Annotated in this window: 13 protein-coding genes; 11 read left to right on the forward strand and 2 right to left on the reverse strand. The window is 41.2% G+C overall.

Annotated elements, in window-relative coordinates:
- Positions 1 to 10 precede the first annotated feature (10 nt).
- Positions 11 to 2,485, reverse strand: coding sequence for a M14 family metallopeptidase (locus AC6JAD_RS11455; protein WP_461303334.1), 2,475 nt, complete (start codon positions 2,483 to 2,485; stop codon positions 11 to 13).
- Positions 2,486 to 2,620: 135 nt separating this feature from the next.
- On the opposite strand from AC6JAD_RS11455, the gene bshC reads away from it, so the two are divergent.
- The 6 genes from bshC to AC6JAD_RS11485 are packed head-to-tail and all read left to right on the forward strand — an operon-like array spanning position 2,621 to position 8,985.
- The gene (gene bshC, locus AC6JAD_RS11460) at positions 2,621 to 4,216 is read left to right on the forward strand and encodes a bacillithiol biosynthesis cysteine-adding enzyme BshC (protein WP_461303335.1); all 1,596 of its coding nucleotides are present in this window, start codon (positions 2,621 to 2,623) and stop codon (positions 4,214 to 4,216) included.
- Positions 4,217 to 4,267: 51 nt separating this feature from the next.
- Positions 4,268 to 5,797: a glutamine-hydrolyzing GMP synthase gene (gene guaA / locus AC6JAD_RS11465; protein WP_461303336.1), complete on the forward strand. Its 1,530-nt coding sequence runs from the start codon at positions 4,268 to 4,270 to the stop codon at positions 5,795 to 5,797.
- Positions 5,754 to 7,784, forward strand: a complete 2,031-nt coding sequence (locus tag AC6JAD_RS11470; protein ID WP_497865487.1) for a PBP1 and LysM peptidoglycan-binding domain-containing protein — start codon at positions 5,754 to 5,756, stop codon at positions 7,782 to 7,784. Before guaA ends, AC6JAD_RS11470 begins: the two co-directional genes overlap by 44 nt.
- Positions 7,784 to 8,191, forward strand: coding sequence for an OsmC family protein (locus AC6JAD_RS11475; RefSeq protein WP_461303338.1), 408 nt, complete (start codon positions 7,784 to 7,786; stop codon positions 8,189 to 8,191). Before AC6JAD_RS11470 ends, AC6JAD_RS11475 begins: the two co-directional genes overlap by 1 nt.
- 48 nt (positions 8,192 to 8,239) lie before the next feature.
- Positions 8,240 to 8,776 carry a DUF922 domain-containing protein gene (locus AC6JAD_RS11480; protein WP_461303717.1) on the forward strand — a complete coding sequence of 179 codons (537 nt, stop codon included), beginning with the start codon at positions 8,240 to 8,242 and terminating at the stop codon, positions 8,774 to 8,776.
- Positions 8,773 to 8,985 carry a DUF3820 family protein gene (locus AC6JAD_RS11485; protein ID WP_461303339.1) on the forward strand — a complete coding sequence of 71 codons (213 nt, stop codon included), beginning with the start codon at positions 8,773 to 8,775 and terminating at the stop codon, positions 8,983 to 8,985. The genes AC6JAD_RS11480 and AC6JAD_RS11485 overlap by 4 nt, the downstream gene beginning before the upstream one ends.
- On the opposite strand, the gene AC6JAD_RS11490 is transcribed toward AC6JAD_RS11485, so the two are convergent.
- Positions 8,975 to 9,439 (reverse strand): hypothetical protein, encoded by a 465-nt coding sequence (locus AC6JAD_RS11490; RefSeq protein WP_461303340.1) that lies wholly within the window; start codon positions 9,437 to 9,439, stop codon positions 8,975 to 8,977. The genes AC6JAD_RS11485 and AC6JAD_RS11490 overlap by 11 nt on opposite strands.
- A gap of 117 nt (positions 9,440 to 9,556) precedes the next feature.
- Between AC6JAD_RS11490 and pyrG the strand changes: the two genes are divergently transcribed.
- The 5 genes from pyrG (at position 9,557) to AC6JAD_RS11515 (ending at position 16,152) form a co-directional block, all read left to right on the forward strand.
- Positions 9,557 to 11,191, forward strand: coding sequence for a CTP synthase (gene pyrG / locus AC6JAD_RS11495; protein ID WP_461303341.1), 1,635 nt, complete (start codon positions 9,557 to 9,559; stop codon positions 11,189 to 11,191).
- A gap of 115 nt (positions 11,192 to 11,306) precedes the next feature.
- Positions 11,307 to 13,211, forward strand: coding sequence for a membrane protein insertase YidC (gene yidC, locus AC6JAD_RS11500; protein ID WP_461303342.1), 1,905 nt, complete (start codon positions 11,307 to 11,309; stop codon positions 13,209 to 13,211).
- A gap of 44 nt (positions 13,212 to 13,255) precedes the next feature.
- Positions 13,256 to 13,948: a toxin-antitoxin system YwqK family antitoxin gene (locus AC6JAD_RS11505; RefSeq protein WP_461303343.1), complete on the forward strand. Its 693-nt coding sequence runs from the start codon at positions 13,256 to 13,258 to the stop codon at positions 13,946 to 13,948.
- Between the two features lie 66 nt (positions 13,949 to 14,014).
- Entirely contained in the window at positions 14,015 to 15,205 is a 1,191-nt protein-coding gene (mnmA, locus tag AC6JAD_RS11510; RefSeq protein WP_461303344.1) for a tRNA 2-thiouridine(34) synthase MnmA, read from the forward strand.
- A gap of 5 nt (positions 15,206 to 15,210) precedes the next feature.
- Positions 15,211 to 16,152 (forward strand): NAD(P)H-dependent flavin oxidoreductase, encoded by a 942-nt coding sequence (locus AC6JAD_RS11515; RefSeq protein WP_461303345.1) that lies wholly within the window; start codon positions 15,211 to 15,213, stop codon positions 16,150 to 16,152.
- The last annotated feature ends 40 nt before the right edge of the window (positions 16,153 to 16,192 follow it).

A 16,192-nucleotide genomic window follows, 5' to 3' on the forward strand; every position in this document is an offset into this window, starting at 1 on the left:
ATAAATCTCTTTATAAACGCACCACATTGCTGTTTACGAAGAAAATACTATTGGCGAAGAACAATTTTCCGTTTTCCCAGAAACTTCGGAATAGGACATCGTCCACCATATATACCACGCTTCCCCTTCCCAGTCTAGCTTCTCCAAAAACCAAGGAGTTTTTCAAATTGGCTTTAGCCTCATCCCCAGAAAAACCGGATACGCTAACTGCATCATTATCTATATAGCCAACGTTGTACCCATTTTCTAAGAATTGGTATGAAGTACTACCTAGTTTTAGGCTGTAGTATTCACTACCGTATCCAAAAGCCAATGGATGTGAGTTATCCACTTTTACTTTATAAATACTTCCTGTGATAAAGTTTTTTACACTCTCCCGCTCCCTTTGGTCATATGGAATTAGATTTCCAATGCTTTCTTCGTCCTCATCTTCAGATTCGTTTCGTTTAAGGTCGAAGCCTTCTTTGTCATTAAAGGTGCTCAGGGCACGTCCAATAGCGATTACCTTCCCTCCACTTCTAATCCAAGATTTCAAGTCATCCATGGAGTTATCATTCAAAACCCTACCATACCAGCCGATAGGCATCACCAAAACATCAAAATTCTGAAGGGCACTGGCACTAAAATCATCTGTGTCTATTGAAGTTACCGGATATTGTAATTGAGTTTCAAAATAATGCCAAATAGCTCCGTAATTCAAGGATGATGTTCCCCGCCCTTTCAAAACGGCTACACGGTTTTTTGGGACAAGTTTAATATCTGGCGATCCAAAATCGGTACCGTTATCACTAAAACTCGTATTGGAAGCATACAGCGAACGCCCATACTTATTGGCAAGATCATTTAACTCTTTTTCCCAATTAGGGTTTTTTCGATTGTCGCTTTTGGATATTATTAAACTTCCCTTGGCAAAAGTGTTCCCATTAAAGCTAAGGTCTTTTTCGGAAAAACGCACTTTTATTCCCTTTTTTAGAAGACTCGAAAGAAAAGTGGCGTCTGCCATACTATTCCAGGTAGCAATATAACCAGCAACTCCAGATTTGGGACTGTTAGTCGCTACCATATTGTTTATTTTGGCGTAAGGAACATTCCCCGTCGTTGCTATACATTCTAAACCATACGCATAGGGTACGCTCCACGCCGTAATATCATAAGTAAGGGGATCGCTAAGTTTGGCATCTTTTTCAAAAAGAACCTTGACCATTTTTCCCTTGGGCTGCTGGGTGCTTACCACCAGAGCACCATTGCTGTCAATAGTACTGTTGGAATTTGAATTGAAATTGAATCCAGTGACCTTTCCACCATTTGAAAAGCCATACGCTATATCGTGTTTATCCAACAGCCGTGTCAAAGAGTTTATCTTATCTGGATGTCCTTTAAGTACATAGTTTTTGAACTTTAGATTGTCGTTTTCAAAGAACTTCTTGAATTCCGCATTCAATTTGTCTGCATTTTGCGAAGATATTTCTACTGTGGATAAACCAGTAGTGGTATGATGAGCAACCCGATCTACAAGGGTGAGCTCATAGCCCTCATCCGTGTGGATCCCTAATCCGGCACGTCCATGTCCCGCCTGTTCATAAGTCATACCAATGGCTCCCATAAAAGTGGGGTAGGTGTCCCCATAGCTTGGGTACAGCAAGTCGAAACGTTCTCTAGTGAAAAACAGCCAACCTTCCTGGTCGAAATAGCGCGCATGGTTTTTTCCTATAGCCGTTTGAAAATCACGCTGCCAAGGGGTAATTATTTCGTGGTACGGTTCTGCGGCTGGCGCAAAATAATAGGGTTCGTTTATCCCTTGTTCGTGAAAATCGACATGAACATGAGGCATCCACTTATTGTACACTTTTAATCGTTGTTGACTTTCTACCTGTGTCGCCCAAGCCCAATCACGATTTAAATCGAATAGGTAATGATTGGGACGACCACCTGGCCAAGGTTCATTATGTTCGGTGGCTATCTGCGTCGCATCATAGGGTGTTGCCTTTACTTGGTTGTACCAGTTTGCATAGCGATCCCTTCCATCTGGATTTACACATGGATCGATTATTACAATGGTATTCTCCAACCACGCCGACTTTTCCGTAATAAGTTTGTATAATGTTGTCATGGCAGCTTCTGTAGAGGAAGCTTCATTACCGTGCACGTTGTAACTTAACCAAACAATCGCTTTTTGCGGATTGGCACTACCTGCGGACAACCCGATGTTTTTTAGGTTATCGATTCGGATGCTTTCCAAATTCGCAATATTTTGTGGGGTAGATACTATAGCATAGGTTAATGGTCTACGTTCATTGGTTTTACCATAGGTGTCGAATACGACCATATCGCTGTTTGTTGCCACATGTTCGAAATACCGAATTACATCCGCATGTCTGGAAAATTGAGTCCCAATTTCATATCCCAGAAAATCAGCAGGGGTGCGGAGTTGTGCAAAAATTGAAGTACTTATAAGGAGTAATAGAGCGAGTATTGATCTTTTCATAATCATATTAATAAGGAGGCTAAAGGTAACAGAAAATACAAAAAAGCAAACTTTAAAGTTTTGCCAAATTCCGAAATTCTGAAATCATAATTCTGAATTATGAGTTATTTTTGAGATTATTTCCGACAAAGCACTATGCCAAAACAACTGCTACCGTACCAAAAAACAGGTTATTTTTCTGAATTAATGTGCGATTACCTTGATAAAATGGATACTACTATTCCGTTTTATCACAGATTCCCTTCTTTAGAAAATTTCAAAAAGCAGTTAGACGAAAAAAGCGTTTCCTTTTCGGAACAGTCCAGAAAAATATTGGTGAGCCAGCTAGAACATCAATATAGAAATGATTCTGTTTCAGAAAGCACTGAGGAAAATATCCAATCCCTCTTAAAGGATACAACTTTCACCATTACCACGGGCCATCAGTTGAATTTGTTCACAGGCCCCCTGTATTTTTTATACAAGATCATTTCGGCGATTAATCTTACCGAGGCACTGAATAGAACTTATCCCGAATCCCATTTTGTCCCTGTGTATTGGATGGCGACCGAAGACCATGACTTTGAAGAGATCAATTACTTCAATTTCAATGGTAAGAAAGTAGCTTGGGAACGAGAGAGCGGAGGCGCTGTCGGGGAACTTTCTACGGAAGGGCTTGAAGAGGTTTTAGAAGTTTTAAAAACCACTTTGGGAGGCAGCTCCAATGCGCAGCAATTACTAAAATTATTTAAAGAAGGATACGTAAAGCACGATAACCTTGCGGATGCAACCCGATATATAGCCAATGAACTGTTTAAGGAGTACGGTCTAGTAATTATAGATGGTAATGATGCGGAATTGAAAAAAGCATTTGTTCCATATGCCGAAAGGGAATTACTCGAGAACCTATCTTTTGAAAGAGTGACCGAAACAACCGAGCGCTTGTTGAAAAATGGTTACGGGGAACAGGTACATCCCCGTGAAATTAATTTGTTCTACATAAAAGAAGGGCTTCGGGAAAGAATCATAGCCGAAGATGGTACGTTTTATGTGAACGATTCGGACCTATCATTCGATAGGGAGGCTATTCTTGAAGAGCTTAGAAACCATCCAGAGCGCTTTTCACCCAATGCCTTGTTGCGTCCACTGTATCAGGAAGCAATCCTACCCAATCTCGGCTATATTGGAGGAGGCGGGGAACTGGCTTATTGGTTTCAGTTAAAGGACTATTTCGAGACGGTAAAAGTTCCTTTTCCCATATTATTACTTCGTAATTCGGTACTCTTGGTGCCTGAAAATCGTTTGGGGAAGCTTTCAAAATTGGAAGTGGATATTACGCGCTTATTCCAAAAGCAAGATGAACTTAAAACGAGCTATACGCACCAAATATCTAATATAGAGATCGATTTCAGTGTACAGCGCAATCATTTGAAGAAACAATTTGAAGACCTTTATACCTTGGCCAAGGAGACCGATGCTTCATTTTTAGGAGCGGTGGGCGCTCAAGAGAAAAAGCAATTGAATGGTTTGGACCATTTAGAAAAACGCTTGCTGAAGGCCCAAAAAAGGAAATTAAAGGATAGATTGGAACGGCTAACAGCAATTCAAGACGAATTGTTCCCTAACCAAAGTCTTCAAGAGCGATTTATGAACTTCTCCGAATTCTATCTGGACTATGGCGAAAAGCTTGTTCAGGAGCTCAAGAAAGAGTTGGATCCTTTGTCCCATGAGTTTACGATTTTGTATTTGTAAACATTTCGAAATTTTACTGCTCCAAATTTAAAATTTGAATTATTTTTGCGAATGCAAAACAACGTCCTTATTCTCGATTTTGGATCACAGTACACCCAATTAATTGCTAGGCGTGTAAGAGAGTTAAACATCTACTGTGAAATCCATCCTTATCACAAAGTTCCTGAAAATTTAGACAGTTTTAAAGCCGTGATTCTGTCGGGTAGTCCTTTCTCGGTGCGCGCCGAGGATGCGCCGCATCCCGACCTTTCACGAATAAAAGGACACAAACCCCTCCTTGGGGTTTGTTACGGCGCGCAATACCTTGCTCATTTTCATGGTGGCGAAGTAAAGCCTTCGGATATTAGGGAATACGGACGGGCAAACCTTTCTACTATATTGATTAGCGAAGGACTGTTTGCTGGAATCCCAGAAGATACTCAAGTTTGGATGAGCCATAGCGATACCATTGCGGCGTTACCCACGGGTGCAATCCGACTGGCCAGTACGAACGATGTGGCCAATGCGGCCTACAGAGTGGAAGGTGAAGAAACATATGCGATTCAGTTCCATCCAGAAGTATACCATACGACTCATGGCAAACAATTACTCGAAAACTTCTTAGTGGAGATTGCAGGGGTGGAACCTTCATGGACGCCTGCTGCATTTGCAGACAGCACTGTGCAGGAACTCAAGGAAAAAATTGGAGACGGTAAAGTAGTGCTAGGGTTGAGTGGCGGGGTAGATTCTACCGTAGCAGCTGTCCTTCTCAACAAAGCAATTGGTGAGAACCTGTACTGCATTTTTGTAAATAATGGATTGTTACGGAAAAACGAATTCAACAGTGTATTGGAACAATACAAAGGGATGGGGCTAAATGTAAAGGGAGTCGATGCTTCGGCACGTTTCTTGAAAGCATTGGAAGGTGAAAGTGATCCCGAAACCAAAAGAAAAGCCATTGGTCGCGTGTTCATTGAGGTGTTTGATGATGAAGCCCATTTATTGGAAGGTGTTGAGTGGTTGGGACAGGGAACTATTTATCCCGATGTAATAGAGAGCGTTTCGGTCAATGGACCCTCAGTTACCATAAAATCACATCATAATGTAGGAGGGCTACCCGATTTTATGAAGCTGAAGGTTGTAGAGCCCTTGCGCATGTTGTTCAAGGACGAAGTAAGAAGAGTTGGCGCCCAATTAGGAATAGACAAAGAACTTTTAGGGAGGCATCCTTTCCCTGGGCCAGGGCTGGCGATACGTATCCTAGGGGATATCACCGAAGAAAAAGTTCGTATATTACAAGAGGTAGATGCCATATTTATTGATGGACTCAAGAAATGGGACTTATACAATAAAGTTTGGCAGGCAGGAGCAATCCTTTTACCAATTCAAAGTGTAGGAGTTATGGGCGATGAACGTACGTATGAGCGTGTTGTGGCATTAAGGGCGGTAGAAAGTACAGATGGTATGACGGCAGATTGGGTAAATCTACCGTATGAGTTTTTACAAGAAACGTCCAATCATATAATAAATAGGGTTAAAGGCGTTAATAGAGTGGTGTATGACATTAGTTCTAAACCACCGGCCACCATTGAGTGGGAATAAACCCAAAAATAAAGGATCGTTATCTAGGCAGGGTACGATCGTACAATATGAACCTAACTATTTGAAAGTGAAATATGTTGTTATAATCATTTCATTCCTCTTGGCATCCTGTGTAGGGTATGCAGAAATTCCTACTCAGGAAAAGTACCGCAGCCATAGGGTAGAACAAGGGGAGACGGTATATAGTATTGCTAAGAAATACAATGTTTCTGAAAGTGCTATTTACCAGTTAAACCCAGATGCGAAAAACGGAATCGGGACGCATACTATTCTAATTATACCTTCTTCAGATGTTGTTTTGGGTTCTCCAGAACCTACTTCATTCAAAAAACACAAGGTTCGGAGAAAGGAGACACTGTTCAGCATAGCTATGAAGTACGATGTTACGGTAGATGACATAAAAAAATATAATAAGCACTTGTATGCATCATCCCTGAAGAAAGGGGAAAGGTTGCAAATTCCCATTTTTCCTGAAGAAACCACAACCGTTGTAACCAACGAAAACTCTAGTTCCAATTCGGGGGATTCGAATTATGCAACACATTTGGTGGCCCCAAAAGAAACCAAATACGGGATTGCTCGAAAATATGGTATTACCATAGAAGAATTGGAAACCCTAAATCCCAATATGCCGGGTAATCTACCTATAGGCACAGAGCTGAAGGTGCCGAATGCTACCGTTTTGGACACCGCCACGATCGAAGAAGAAACCTTCGATTTTTATGAAGTACAGCCGAAAGAAGGCTTTTTTCGTTTGAAAGTAAAATTGGGACTATCCCAAGAAGAAATAATTACATTAAACCCATATGCTAAGGATGGCCTAAAGGAGGGAATGATCCTTAAAATACCTAAAGAGGTTTCAGAATCCTTGGCAGAGGATGCAAACAATGTCAATCTTGAAAACAACATTACCAATACGGACAAAAAGCGCATTACCATAATGCTTCCATTTCAGTTGCGGAAAACGGATACGGATTCTATCAAGCTTCAGGAAGAAGTGATGAAAACCAATCGATTGCTTCGCGTATCGCTCGACTTCTATAGTGGGGTGCTAATGGCAGCAGAATTTGCAAAAGACAAAGGAATTTCTACTTATTTAGATGTAATCGATACTGAAGGGAGTGCCCAGATGGTGGCTTCGAAAATTGAAGATAGGAATTGGGAAGACATAGATGCCGTGATTGGACCTTTTTTAAGTAAGAATGTGGAGAAAGCTGCTTCACTTTTGAAAAGCGAGAACATCCCGGTTTTTTCACCGTTAAGCAATAGAAATATTAAGCTTACTTCCAATTTGTTCCAGACATTGCCCAATGATGAGTTATTGGAGAAAAGTATGATTCAATACCTTCAGGATAATCTAGGGAATAGGAACGTTATTATTATAAGCGATAAGAGCAGGGCTAAGCAAAAGCAAGCGCTTCTGGCAGCATTTCCTAATGCCGTCACACTGTCGCCCCGGGAGGAAGGGTTTTTATATGTAGTGGATATTGATAAGGTGATTGATCGAACCCGTGAAAATTGGGTTGTACTGGAATCGGAAGATCCAGTAATTTTAAGTAATGTGGTCGGATTATTGAATGGGATGCCACAAGAAACACATAAAATCCGTCTCTTCACTACCGATAAGAATGACAGCTATGACTATCACGATATCTCCAATATGCACTTGGCCAAACTGGAGTTTACGTTTCCATCGGTGAGCAAAAGTTATGATTACAAAGAGAAGAATGCCTTTGTAGTCAGTTATAAGAATAAGCATGGTGTGCTACCCAATCGCTATGCGGTTAGGGGATTCGACCTTACATATGATATCATACTGCGCTTGGCATCAGAAGGAAATGTGTACGATGCCAGTAACGATGACTATGTAACCGAGTATGTGGAAAATAGATTCCGTTACTCTAAAAAAATGTTTTCGGGATATAAGAATCAAGGATTCTACATCTTAAAGTATACGGAGAACCTTCAATTTGAAGAAGTAAAATAATGAGTACCTCCAAAGTCACCTACCTTGGCAACCTTCGTACGGAATGCGAACACCTAAAATCTGGTGCTACCTACATTACAGATGCGCCAACCGATAATAATGGAAAAGGCGAAGCCTTTTCTCCCACAGATACGGTAGCAACAGGACTTGCCAATTGCATGTTGACTGTAATGGGTATAAAGGCTAGGGATATGGAAGTTGTACTTGACGGAAGCACCGCTGAGGTGACCAAAACCATGGCCGCGAATCCAAGACGAATCTCCAAAATAGAAGTGACGCTTTATTTGCCAGACAATGTTTCCGACAAGCACAGGAAAATATTGGAAAATACAGCCAATACCTGCCCAGTGCATCATAGCCTACATCCAGATATAGAAAAGAAAGTTTCCTTTGTTTGGGGGGCATAATTGCATAATCCGATTCAATAATTTTGAAGTTTTGCCGTTAGTCATTTGATGAAACTATTTACCGCAGCCTTACTATGCCTTCTGGTTTCTTTCCATCCTGTCGAAGAGGAAAAAATTCCTTGGAGTGAAGAGCGTAAACTAACCTGGGACGATTTTCGTGGAACCCCAAGTGGTGCCGAAGAGTTTGTGGCGAGTACAAATTCTGGGGTGTCATTCTCTTTTTCCTACAGTGAAAGAAATGGGGTCCCAAAAGTGGAATATGAAATTAAAAGCAACTTCTATCCAGATCTATCTTGGTATCGACCTGCAAAAGTTTCCGATTATATATTGGGCCATGAGCAATTGCATTTCGATATATCTGAATTACATGCACGAAAACTTCGCAAAGGACTAAGTGAGCTTAGCCATAATCGCGAATTTGGAGATAAGTCGAAGGAGATTTATGAACAGATGGAAGCCGAAAGACGTGCCATGCAAAACCAATATGACTCAGACAGTGATCATTCCAATATAGAAGCAGAAGAGTTTCGTTGGAGGGTATACGTAAAAGAGCAATTGGATAGCTACGACAACTGGAAACAGTGAATAAAGAACATCTAATAGAGCTAGCAAATTACAAAATGCCTTTCGGCAAGTACAAGGACGAATTCCTTGTTAACATTCCTGAATACTACTATGCTTGGTTGCGTCAAAAAGGATTTCCCCAAGGGAAACTGGGGAGGCTTATGGAGGAAATGCACGAAATTAAAATAAACGGTTTAGAGGAATTGGTAAGACCTTTGATTATCCGTTAATTTCCCAATCCTTTCTAATTTTCAATAATCTATTCAGATAGGGCAATAGGAATAGTATTTCCAATCGAAGAGTAACGCCTGCATAATCTGAAACAAAAGGAGCGATCATCATTCCAAAACAAATGATGAGCCCTACAATGGCATCTGCCAATCCAAAGGTAATGGCCCAGTCCTTTTCAAACCATAGCCCGAATGCTGTTGCCGCCTTCAAACAAAATAACCCCATGATTAAGAGCCCAATCAGGGAAAATGGGACATTGGTTCCCAATCCGTAAATCGCTAAGTCGAAATTAAACCCTAGGGCCCCCATAACGAGAGCTACAGGCATTATCGCACCGAACAGGAAGAATATCCAAATGAATACTTTGATCCACCAAGGAAGTAACTTCCTTCTTCTTGTTTTGGGTGTATTTTCAAATTCTGAAAAAGGTTCGGTCGTAGACTTCTCTTCCATATGCTTACTTTTAAATGGCACCACGAAAATACATTTTAAATTTAGGATATTATTTCCCCACCATCCCTAAAAAATCCTATCTTTGCATCCCGTATAGGTAACAACAAGCACCATTGTATGAGCACTACAAAGTACATCTTCGTTACGGGCGGGGTATCATCTTCTTTAGGAAAGGGAATTATTGCGGCATCTTTAGCTAAACTCTTGCAGGCTAGGGGCTATCGAGTTACGATTCAGAAGTTGGATCCTTATATCAATGTAGATCCAGGTACCTTAAATCCGTACGAACATGGAGAATGCTATGTAACCGATGATGGCGCTGAAACCGATCTAGACCTGGGGCATTATGAGCGTTTTCTAAATGTACCTACTTCACAAGCCAATAATGTGACCACAGGTAGAATTTATCAGAGCGTGATTGAAAAAGAACGCCGGGGTGAGTTTTTGGGCAAAACTGTCCAAGTGGTTCCGCATATTACAAATGAAATCAAGGAACGCATACAGATTTTGGGGAATAGCGGCGATTATGATATTGTAATTACCGAAATTGGAGGGACTGTTGGGGATATCGAATCCTTACCCTACATAGAATCGGTGCGTCAGTTAAAATGGGAGTTGGGAGAGCATAATAGCCTTGTGGTGCATCTTACCCTAGTTCCTTATTTATCAGCAGCCGGTGAACTAAAAACGAAACCCACCCAGCACTCTGTAAAGACCTTAATGGAAAGTGGAATACAAGCGGATATTTTAGTTTGTAGAACGGAGCATGAATTAAGTGACGATTTAAAAAGGAAGCTAGCCCTGTTCTGTAATGTGGGAAAAGAAGCTGTTATTCAGTCTATAGATGCATCAACCATTTATGATGTGCCCAATATGATGTTGGATGAAGGTTTGGATACTGTCGCTTTGAAAAAATTGGGGCTCACGGACGATGGGACTCCTAAATTGGAACGATGGAATGAGTTTTTATCAAGACACAAAAACCCAAAAGCCACAATCGAAATAGGTCTTATAGGGAAGTATGTAGAACTTCAGGACAGTTATAAATCTATTTTAGAATCCTTCATTCATGCAGGAGCCGAGAATGAAGTAAAGGTGAAGGTTCGCTCTATTCATTCAGAACACATCGATGAAAATAATGTTGCCGAAAACCTAAAAGGATTAGACGGGGTGTTAGTAGCTCCTGGTTTTGGAGAAAGGGGAATTGAAGGGAAAATAGAAGCTGTTCGCTATGCACGGGAAAATAACCTTCCATTTCTAGGAATTTGTCTCGGTATGCAAATGGCAGTTATTGAATATAGTAGGAATGTATTGGGGTTGGAAGGTGCCAATAGCATCGAGATGAATGAAGATACACCACATCCGGTAATCGACCTGATGGAAGAACAAAAGCACATTACCAATATGGGCGGAACCATGCGTTTGGGAGCTTGGAAATGTGATTTGATTAGCGATAGTATTGTAAGTGATGTCTATGGGGTAGCATCTATCGAGGAGCGCCACAGACATCGTTATGAGTACAATAATAACTATAAGGAGCAATTAGAAGGTGCAGGCCTTAGAACTACCGGAATAAACCCGGAAACAGGATTGGTGGAGATTATTGAAGTCCCTGTGCATCCTTGGTTCGTTGGGGTACAGTACCACCCAGAATATAAAAGTACCGTAGCCAATCCACATCCATTATTTGTGGGCTTTGTAAAAGCGGCGTACGAACATTCAACAAAACAAGACAATTTGGCGCACATATAAGTTAGGCTAGGTTGTTGCTAAAAACCGTAGTGTTACGTTTTTTATGAAAGGACGTCTCATTACAACAATTTGACATAACTAAACACCACATCCCGAAAGGATTTCGGAAATATATATGGAGAAAAGAAAATTTGACATCAATTCATTAATTGGAATACTATTGATTGGGGGTATCATCGCTTGGATGTACTTCAATAGACCTACTCCAGAGGAAATTGAGGCAGAAAAGCATAAGCAGGAACAGGTAAATAAGAGTAACCAAGAAACTGCCGGCCAAGAACAAGAACCCGTAATTAAGGAAGTAACACCAGCTGAGATAAACAGCGTTAGTGCGACCGATTCAGTAGCTGTAGAAGGGCTAAGAAATCGACTGGGTTCCTTTGCTTATTCCGGGACGCTTCCATCCGCCAGTGAGACAACGACAGTACTGGAAAATGATGTACTGCAACTTACGGTAAGTAACAAAGGGGGCCAGATTGTTGAAGCCAAACTGATAAACGAAACCCAGTACTTAGGGCAAACGGTATTCCTTATAAAAGATGGGAACAGTGATTTTAACCTACAATTTAACTCGGAGAATAGGGCACTGAATACCAAGGACCTTTACTTCGAACCTTCATTGAGCAAAAGTGGTGACAATAATGTGTTATCCATGAAGCTGAAAACAGCACCCAATTCATACTTGGAATATCGCTACGAGCTGAAACCAGGTGACCATATGTTGGATTTTAGTATTCGAACACAAGGGTTGGACGGTATTATGGATACCAATCAGCCTATGTATCTCAACTGGGATTTTAAAGGGTATCGCCAAGCAAAAAGTATTACCTATGAAAACCGCTATACCCGTCTTACATACGAGCACGAGAATGGTGAGGACCATAGTAAACTATCACCAGCGGGAGAGGATGATGAAACCGAAAAAGATGTAACATGGATGAACTACAGAACCCATTTCTTCAGTTCTATGTTGCTTACCGATACACCTTTCAAAGAAGTGAAGTTAACTTCAAAGGATTTAGTGAAAGATGCTACGATAGATACCATTTTCACAAAAAAATATGGTGCTAGAATGCTATTGGAACCAAAAGCAGGGGGATTATCGTATGATATGAATATGTACTATGGTCCAACCGATTACCAGATCTTTAAGGAATACGATCGCAATCTGGATGAAGCCATGCCATTGGGCTGGGGGATTTTCGGTATCATAAACAAATACTTAATCATACCTGTTTTTGGGTTTTTAAGTAGTTGGTTACCAGCGGGAATCGCCATCATTGTTCTTACCATCCTTTTCAAATTATTGCTTTCGCCAGTTCAATACAAGCAGTATGTTTCCCAGGCAAAAATGAAAGTATTGAAGCCTGAGTTAGATGCCATTCGAAAGAAATATGAAGGTAACCAAATGAAGATTCAGCAGGAAACCTTAAAGCTTCAGAATATTGCAGGGGCTAGTCCATTAAAGGGTTGTTTACCCGCATTAATGCAGATTCCTGTATTCTATGCCTTATTCACCTTTTTCCCTACGGCCTTCGATTTGCGCCAAAAAGGTTTCTTATGGGCTGAGGATTTATCTAGTTATGATACTATTTATGAATGGGATACTCAAATACCTATTATATCTACATTTTATGGAAACCATGTGAGTCTATTTCCAATTTTGGCCTCGATCGCTATTTTTATTTATATGATGATGAGTACTGGGCAACAAATGCAGCAACAGCAGCAACCCGGTATGCCAAATATGAAATTCATCATGTACCTGTCACCCCTCTTTATGTTGGTGTTCTTCAACAACTATGCGAGTGGACTTTCGGTGTATTATCTAACCTCGAACTTAATTACTATTGGTATTATGTTGGTGATCAAGAAGTTCATCATAGATGAGGATAAGATTCATGCCAAGATTCAGGCAAACAAAAAGAAGCCAAAGAAACAGAATCGTTTTCAGCGAAAGATGTCTGAAATGATGGAACAGGCGGAAGCGCAAAAGAAAGCACAGCAGAAAAGGAAATAATTTCGCAGTGCCGTTCGTTATGAATGCATAAAAAATTGAACAAAATGATGAAACGTCCCCTTTCCATTTTTTTCACTCTATGCTTTGGAGTAGGCCTAATTTCGGCTCAGGAAATCAATCAATTCGATAGTGATGGAGAGCGGCATGGTACCTGGCAAAAGAAATTTCCGGGTACAGATCAGCTGAGATATACAGGACAGTTCGAGCATGGTAAGGAAGTTGGGGTATTCAAGTTCTATTGTCAAGAATGTAAAGGTCAGCCTACTTCAATAAGGACCTATGGAAAGAAAGGTGTGGCCAAGGTACAGTACTTTACTGCTAGCGGAAAATTAGTAAGTGAAGGGGATATGATAGGTAAGAAGCGTAAAGGGGAATGGGTATATTACCATAAAAAGGGAAATAATATCATGACCCGTGAGTTTTATGTGGATGGACTCCTGCACGGCAAGAAAAGTACGTATTATCCCAATGGACAAGTGACTGAGGAACTGAATTTCGTTAATGGGTCCAAGGAAGGTGAAAACCTCTATTATTCGCCAGATGGAGTTCTTCTGAAAAAGCTCAAATACGGCAACGACAAGCTACAGGGTCCGGCAGAATACTACGATGCCAATGGAAATGTAACCATTAAGGGCAATTACCGAAGTGGAAAGAAACATGGTCTTTGGCAATATTTCAAAAACGGAAAGCTGGAGCTGGAAGAAACCTACCCTAAACCTTTAAAGAGAACCAACTAATCCTTCCTTTTTAAACCCAAGTTGTAACGATCAAATTGTTGTAACTTTGCACATTCACAATTTACTATGAAAAAGCGTGTAGTGGTCGGCCTTAGTGGAGGCGTTGACTCCAGTGTAGCGGCCTATCTTTTAAAAGAACAAGGTTATGAGGTTATTGGCCTTTTCATGAAGAATTGGCACGATGACTCTGTGACCATTTCTAACGAATGCCCATGGTTGGACGATAGTAACGATGCAATGTTGGTTGCCCAAAAATTGGATATTCCTTTCCAGACAGTAGATCTTAGTGAACAATATAAGGAGCGTATCGTAGATTATATGTTCCGCGAATATGAAATGGGACGCACTCCCAACCCTGATGTACTATGCAATAGGGAGATTAAGTTCGATGTGTTTATGAAAATCGCCTTGGATCTAGGAGCGGATTATGTAGCTACAGGACATTATTGTAGAAAGGGGATGATAGAAAAGGATGGAAAGCAGACCTATCAGCTATTGGCAGGTAAGGACCCTAATAAGGATCAATCGTATTTTCTTTGTCAGTTATCCCAAGAGCAGTTGTCCAAGACCTTGTTTCCTGTGGGAGAGCTTCTTAAACCTGAAGTGAGGGAGATTGCTTCAAAACAAGATCTGGTTACCGCAGAGAAAAGGGATTCACAAGGGCTTTGTTTTATTGGTAAAGTACGCTTGCCAGACTTTTTGCAGCAACAATTGGCGCCAAAAGAAGGAGTGATTGTTGAGGTTCCATCAGGATTGGAAGCATACTCTAAAGGAACCCCTCATTTTCATTCCGAACATGAGGAACTGGCGTTCCTGTCCGAAAAGTATACATATCAATTGTCCGACGGTAAAATTGTTGGAAAGCATCAAGGCGCACATTTTTTCACAAAGGGGCAAAGAAAAGGACTTGCCGTGGGAGGAACAAAGGAACCCTTGTTTATCATTGATACCGATGTGCAAGAAAACATTATCTACACAGGGCAGGGTAAAAACCATCCTGGCTTATACCGTAAGGGATTGTTTGTGAAGAATGAGGAGATCCATTGGATTAGGGAAGATCTCACCCTTACAGATGGGGAGAAAATGGAGGTTATGGCAAGAATTAGGTATAGGCAGCCCTTGGAAAAGGCAACTTTATACCAAACCATCTCTGGCCTTTATGTTATCTTTGAAAAATCACAATCTGCTATTACCGAAGGACAATTTGTTGCGTGGTACAATGATGATGAGCTGCTGGGTAGTGGTGTAATTTCGTAACATCTTTGGAAAACAAAATCACTCAATTATTCGGAATTCAATATCCAATCATTCAAGCTGGAATGATCTGGAACAGTGGCTGGAGATTGGCCAGTGCGGTAAGTAATGCAGGAGGTTTAGGCCTATTGGGCGCAGGTTCCATGTATCCCGAAGTATTACGGGAGCATATTCAGAAATGCCAAAAGGCCACGGATAGACCATTCGGGGTTAATGTGCCTATGCTATACCCAAATCTCGAAGAAATCGTTCAAATCATTATTGAAGAAGGAGTTAAGATCGTTTTTACCTCCGCGGGAAACCCTAAAACGTATACACAGCATTTAAAAGAACATGGCATTACCGTGGTTCATGTGGTGAGTAGCGTAAAATTTGCGCTCAAGGCCCAAGAGGCTGGCGTAGATGCCATTGTTGCAGAAGGGTTTGAAGCGGGAGGACATAATGGTAGGGACGAGACAACCACCCTAACCCTGATTCCAATGGTGAGGGAAAAGATTTCCATTCCTTTAATTGCTGCGGGGGGAATTGCAACGGGTCGCGCTATGTTAGCTGCCATGGTGTTGGGTGCCGATGGAGTACAGGTTGGAAGTAGGTTCGTGGCAAGTGACGAGAGTAGTGCCCACGATGCCTTCAAAAAAGTAGTGGTGGATGCCAAAGAAGGAGATACTGTATTAACCCTAAAGGAACTGGCTCCCGTTCGTCTCATTAAGAATAAATTTTATCAAGACGTTAAAGCTTTGTACGATACAGCTCCATCGGTTGAACAGTTGAAAGAGCTTTTGGGCCGTGCACGTGCCAAACGTGGAATGTTTGAAGGGGACTTGGTAGAAGGTGAACTTGAAATAGGTCAGGTCTCGGGGTTAATTCACGACATTAAACCTGCCGCCGAAATTGTTGCGGAAATGTGGGATGAATTTCTGAAGGCCAAAAATCAAGCGGCAAACCTTTAAACTACAATTGCCGATTCATTCAACTCCTAATCTATTCCCG

The organism is Aureisphaera sp., assembly GCF_059726885.1.

What these genes read in the sequence shown, in the direction of transcription:
- AC6JAD_RS11475 (WP_461303338.1), top strand. Translation starts at nt 7,784, where the DNA reads ATGAGTACCTCCAAAGTCACCTACCTTGGCAACCTTCGTACGGAATGC.
- pyrG (WP_461303341.1), top strand. Translation starts at nt 9,557, where the DNA reads ATGAGCACTACAAAGTACATCTTCGTTACGGGCGGGGTATCATCTTCT.
- AC6JAD_RS11505 (WP_461303343.1), top strand. Translation starts at nt 13,256, where the DNA reads ATGATGAAACGTCCCCTTTCCATTTTTTTCACTCTATGCTTTGGAGTA.
- bshC (WP_461303335.1), top strand. Translation starts at nt 2,621, where the DNA reads ATGCCAAAACAACTGCTACCGTACCAAAAAACAGGTTATTTTTCTGAA.
- AC6JAD_RS11470 (WP_497865487.1), top strand. Translation starts at nt 5,754, where the DNA reads ATGACATTAGTTCTAAACCACCGGCCACCATTGAGTGGGAATAAACCC.
- AC6JAD_RS11490 (WP_461303340.1), bottom strand. Translation starts at nt 9,439, where the DNA reads ATGGAAGAGAAGTCTACGACCGAACCTTTTTCAGAATTTGAAAATACA.
- AC6JAD_RS11455 (WP_461303334.1), bottom strand. Translation starts at nt 2,485, where the DNA reads ATGAAAAGATCAATACTCGCTCTATTACTCCTTATAAGTACTTCAATT.
- AC6JAD_RS11480 (WP_461303717.1), top strand. Translation starts at nt 8,240, where the DNA reads ATGAAACTATTTACCGCAGCCTTACTATGCCTTCTGGTTTCTTTCCAT.
- guaA (WP_461303336.1), top strand. Translation starts at nt 4,268, where the DNA reads ATGCAAAACAACGTCCTTATTCTCGATTTTGGATCACAGTACACCCAA.
- yidC (WP_461303342.1), top strand. Translation starts at nt 11,307, where the DNA reads ATGGAGAAAAGAAAATTTGACATCAATTCATTAATTGGAATACTATTG.
- mnmA (WP_461303344.1), top strand. Translation starts at nt 14,015, where the DNA reads ATGAAAAAGCGTGTAGTGGTCGGCCTTAGTGGAGGCGTTGACTCCAGT.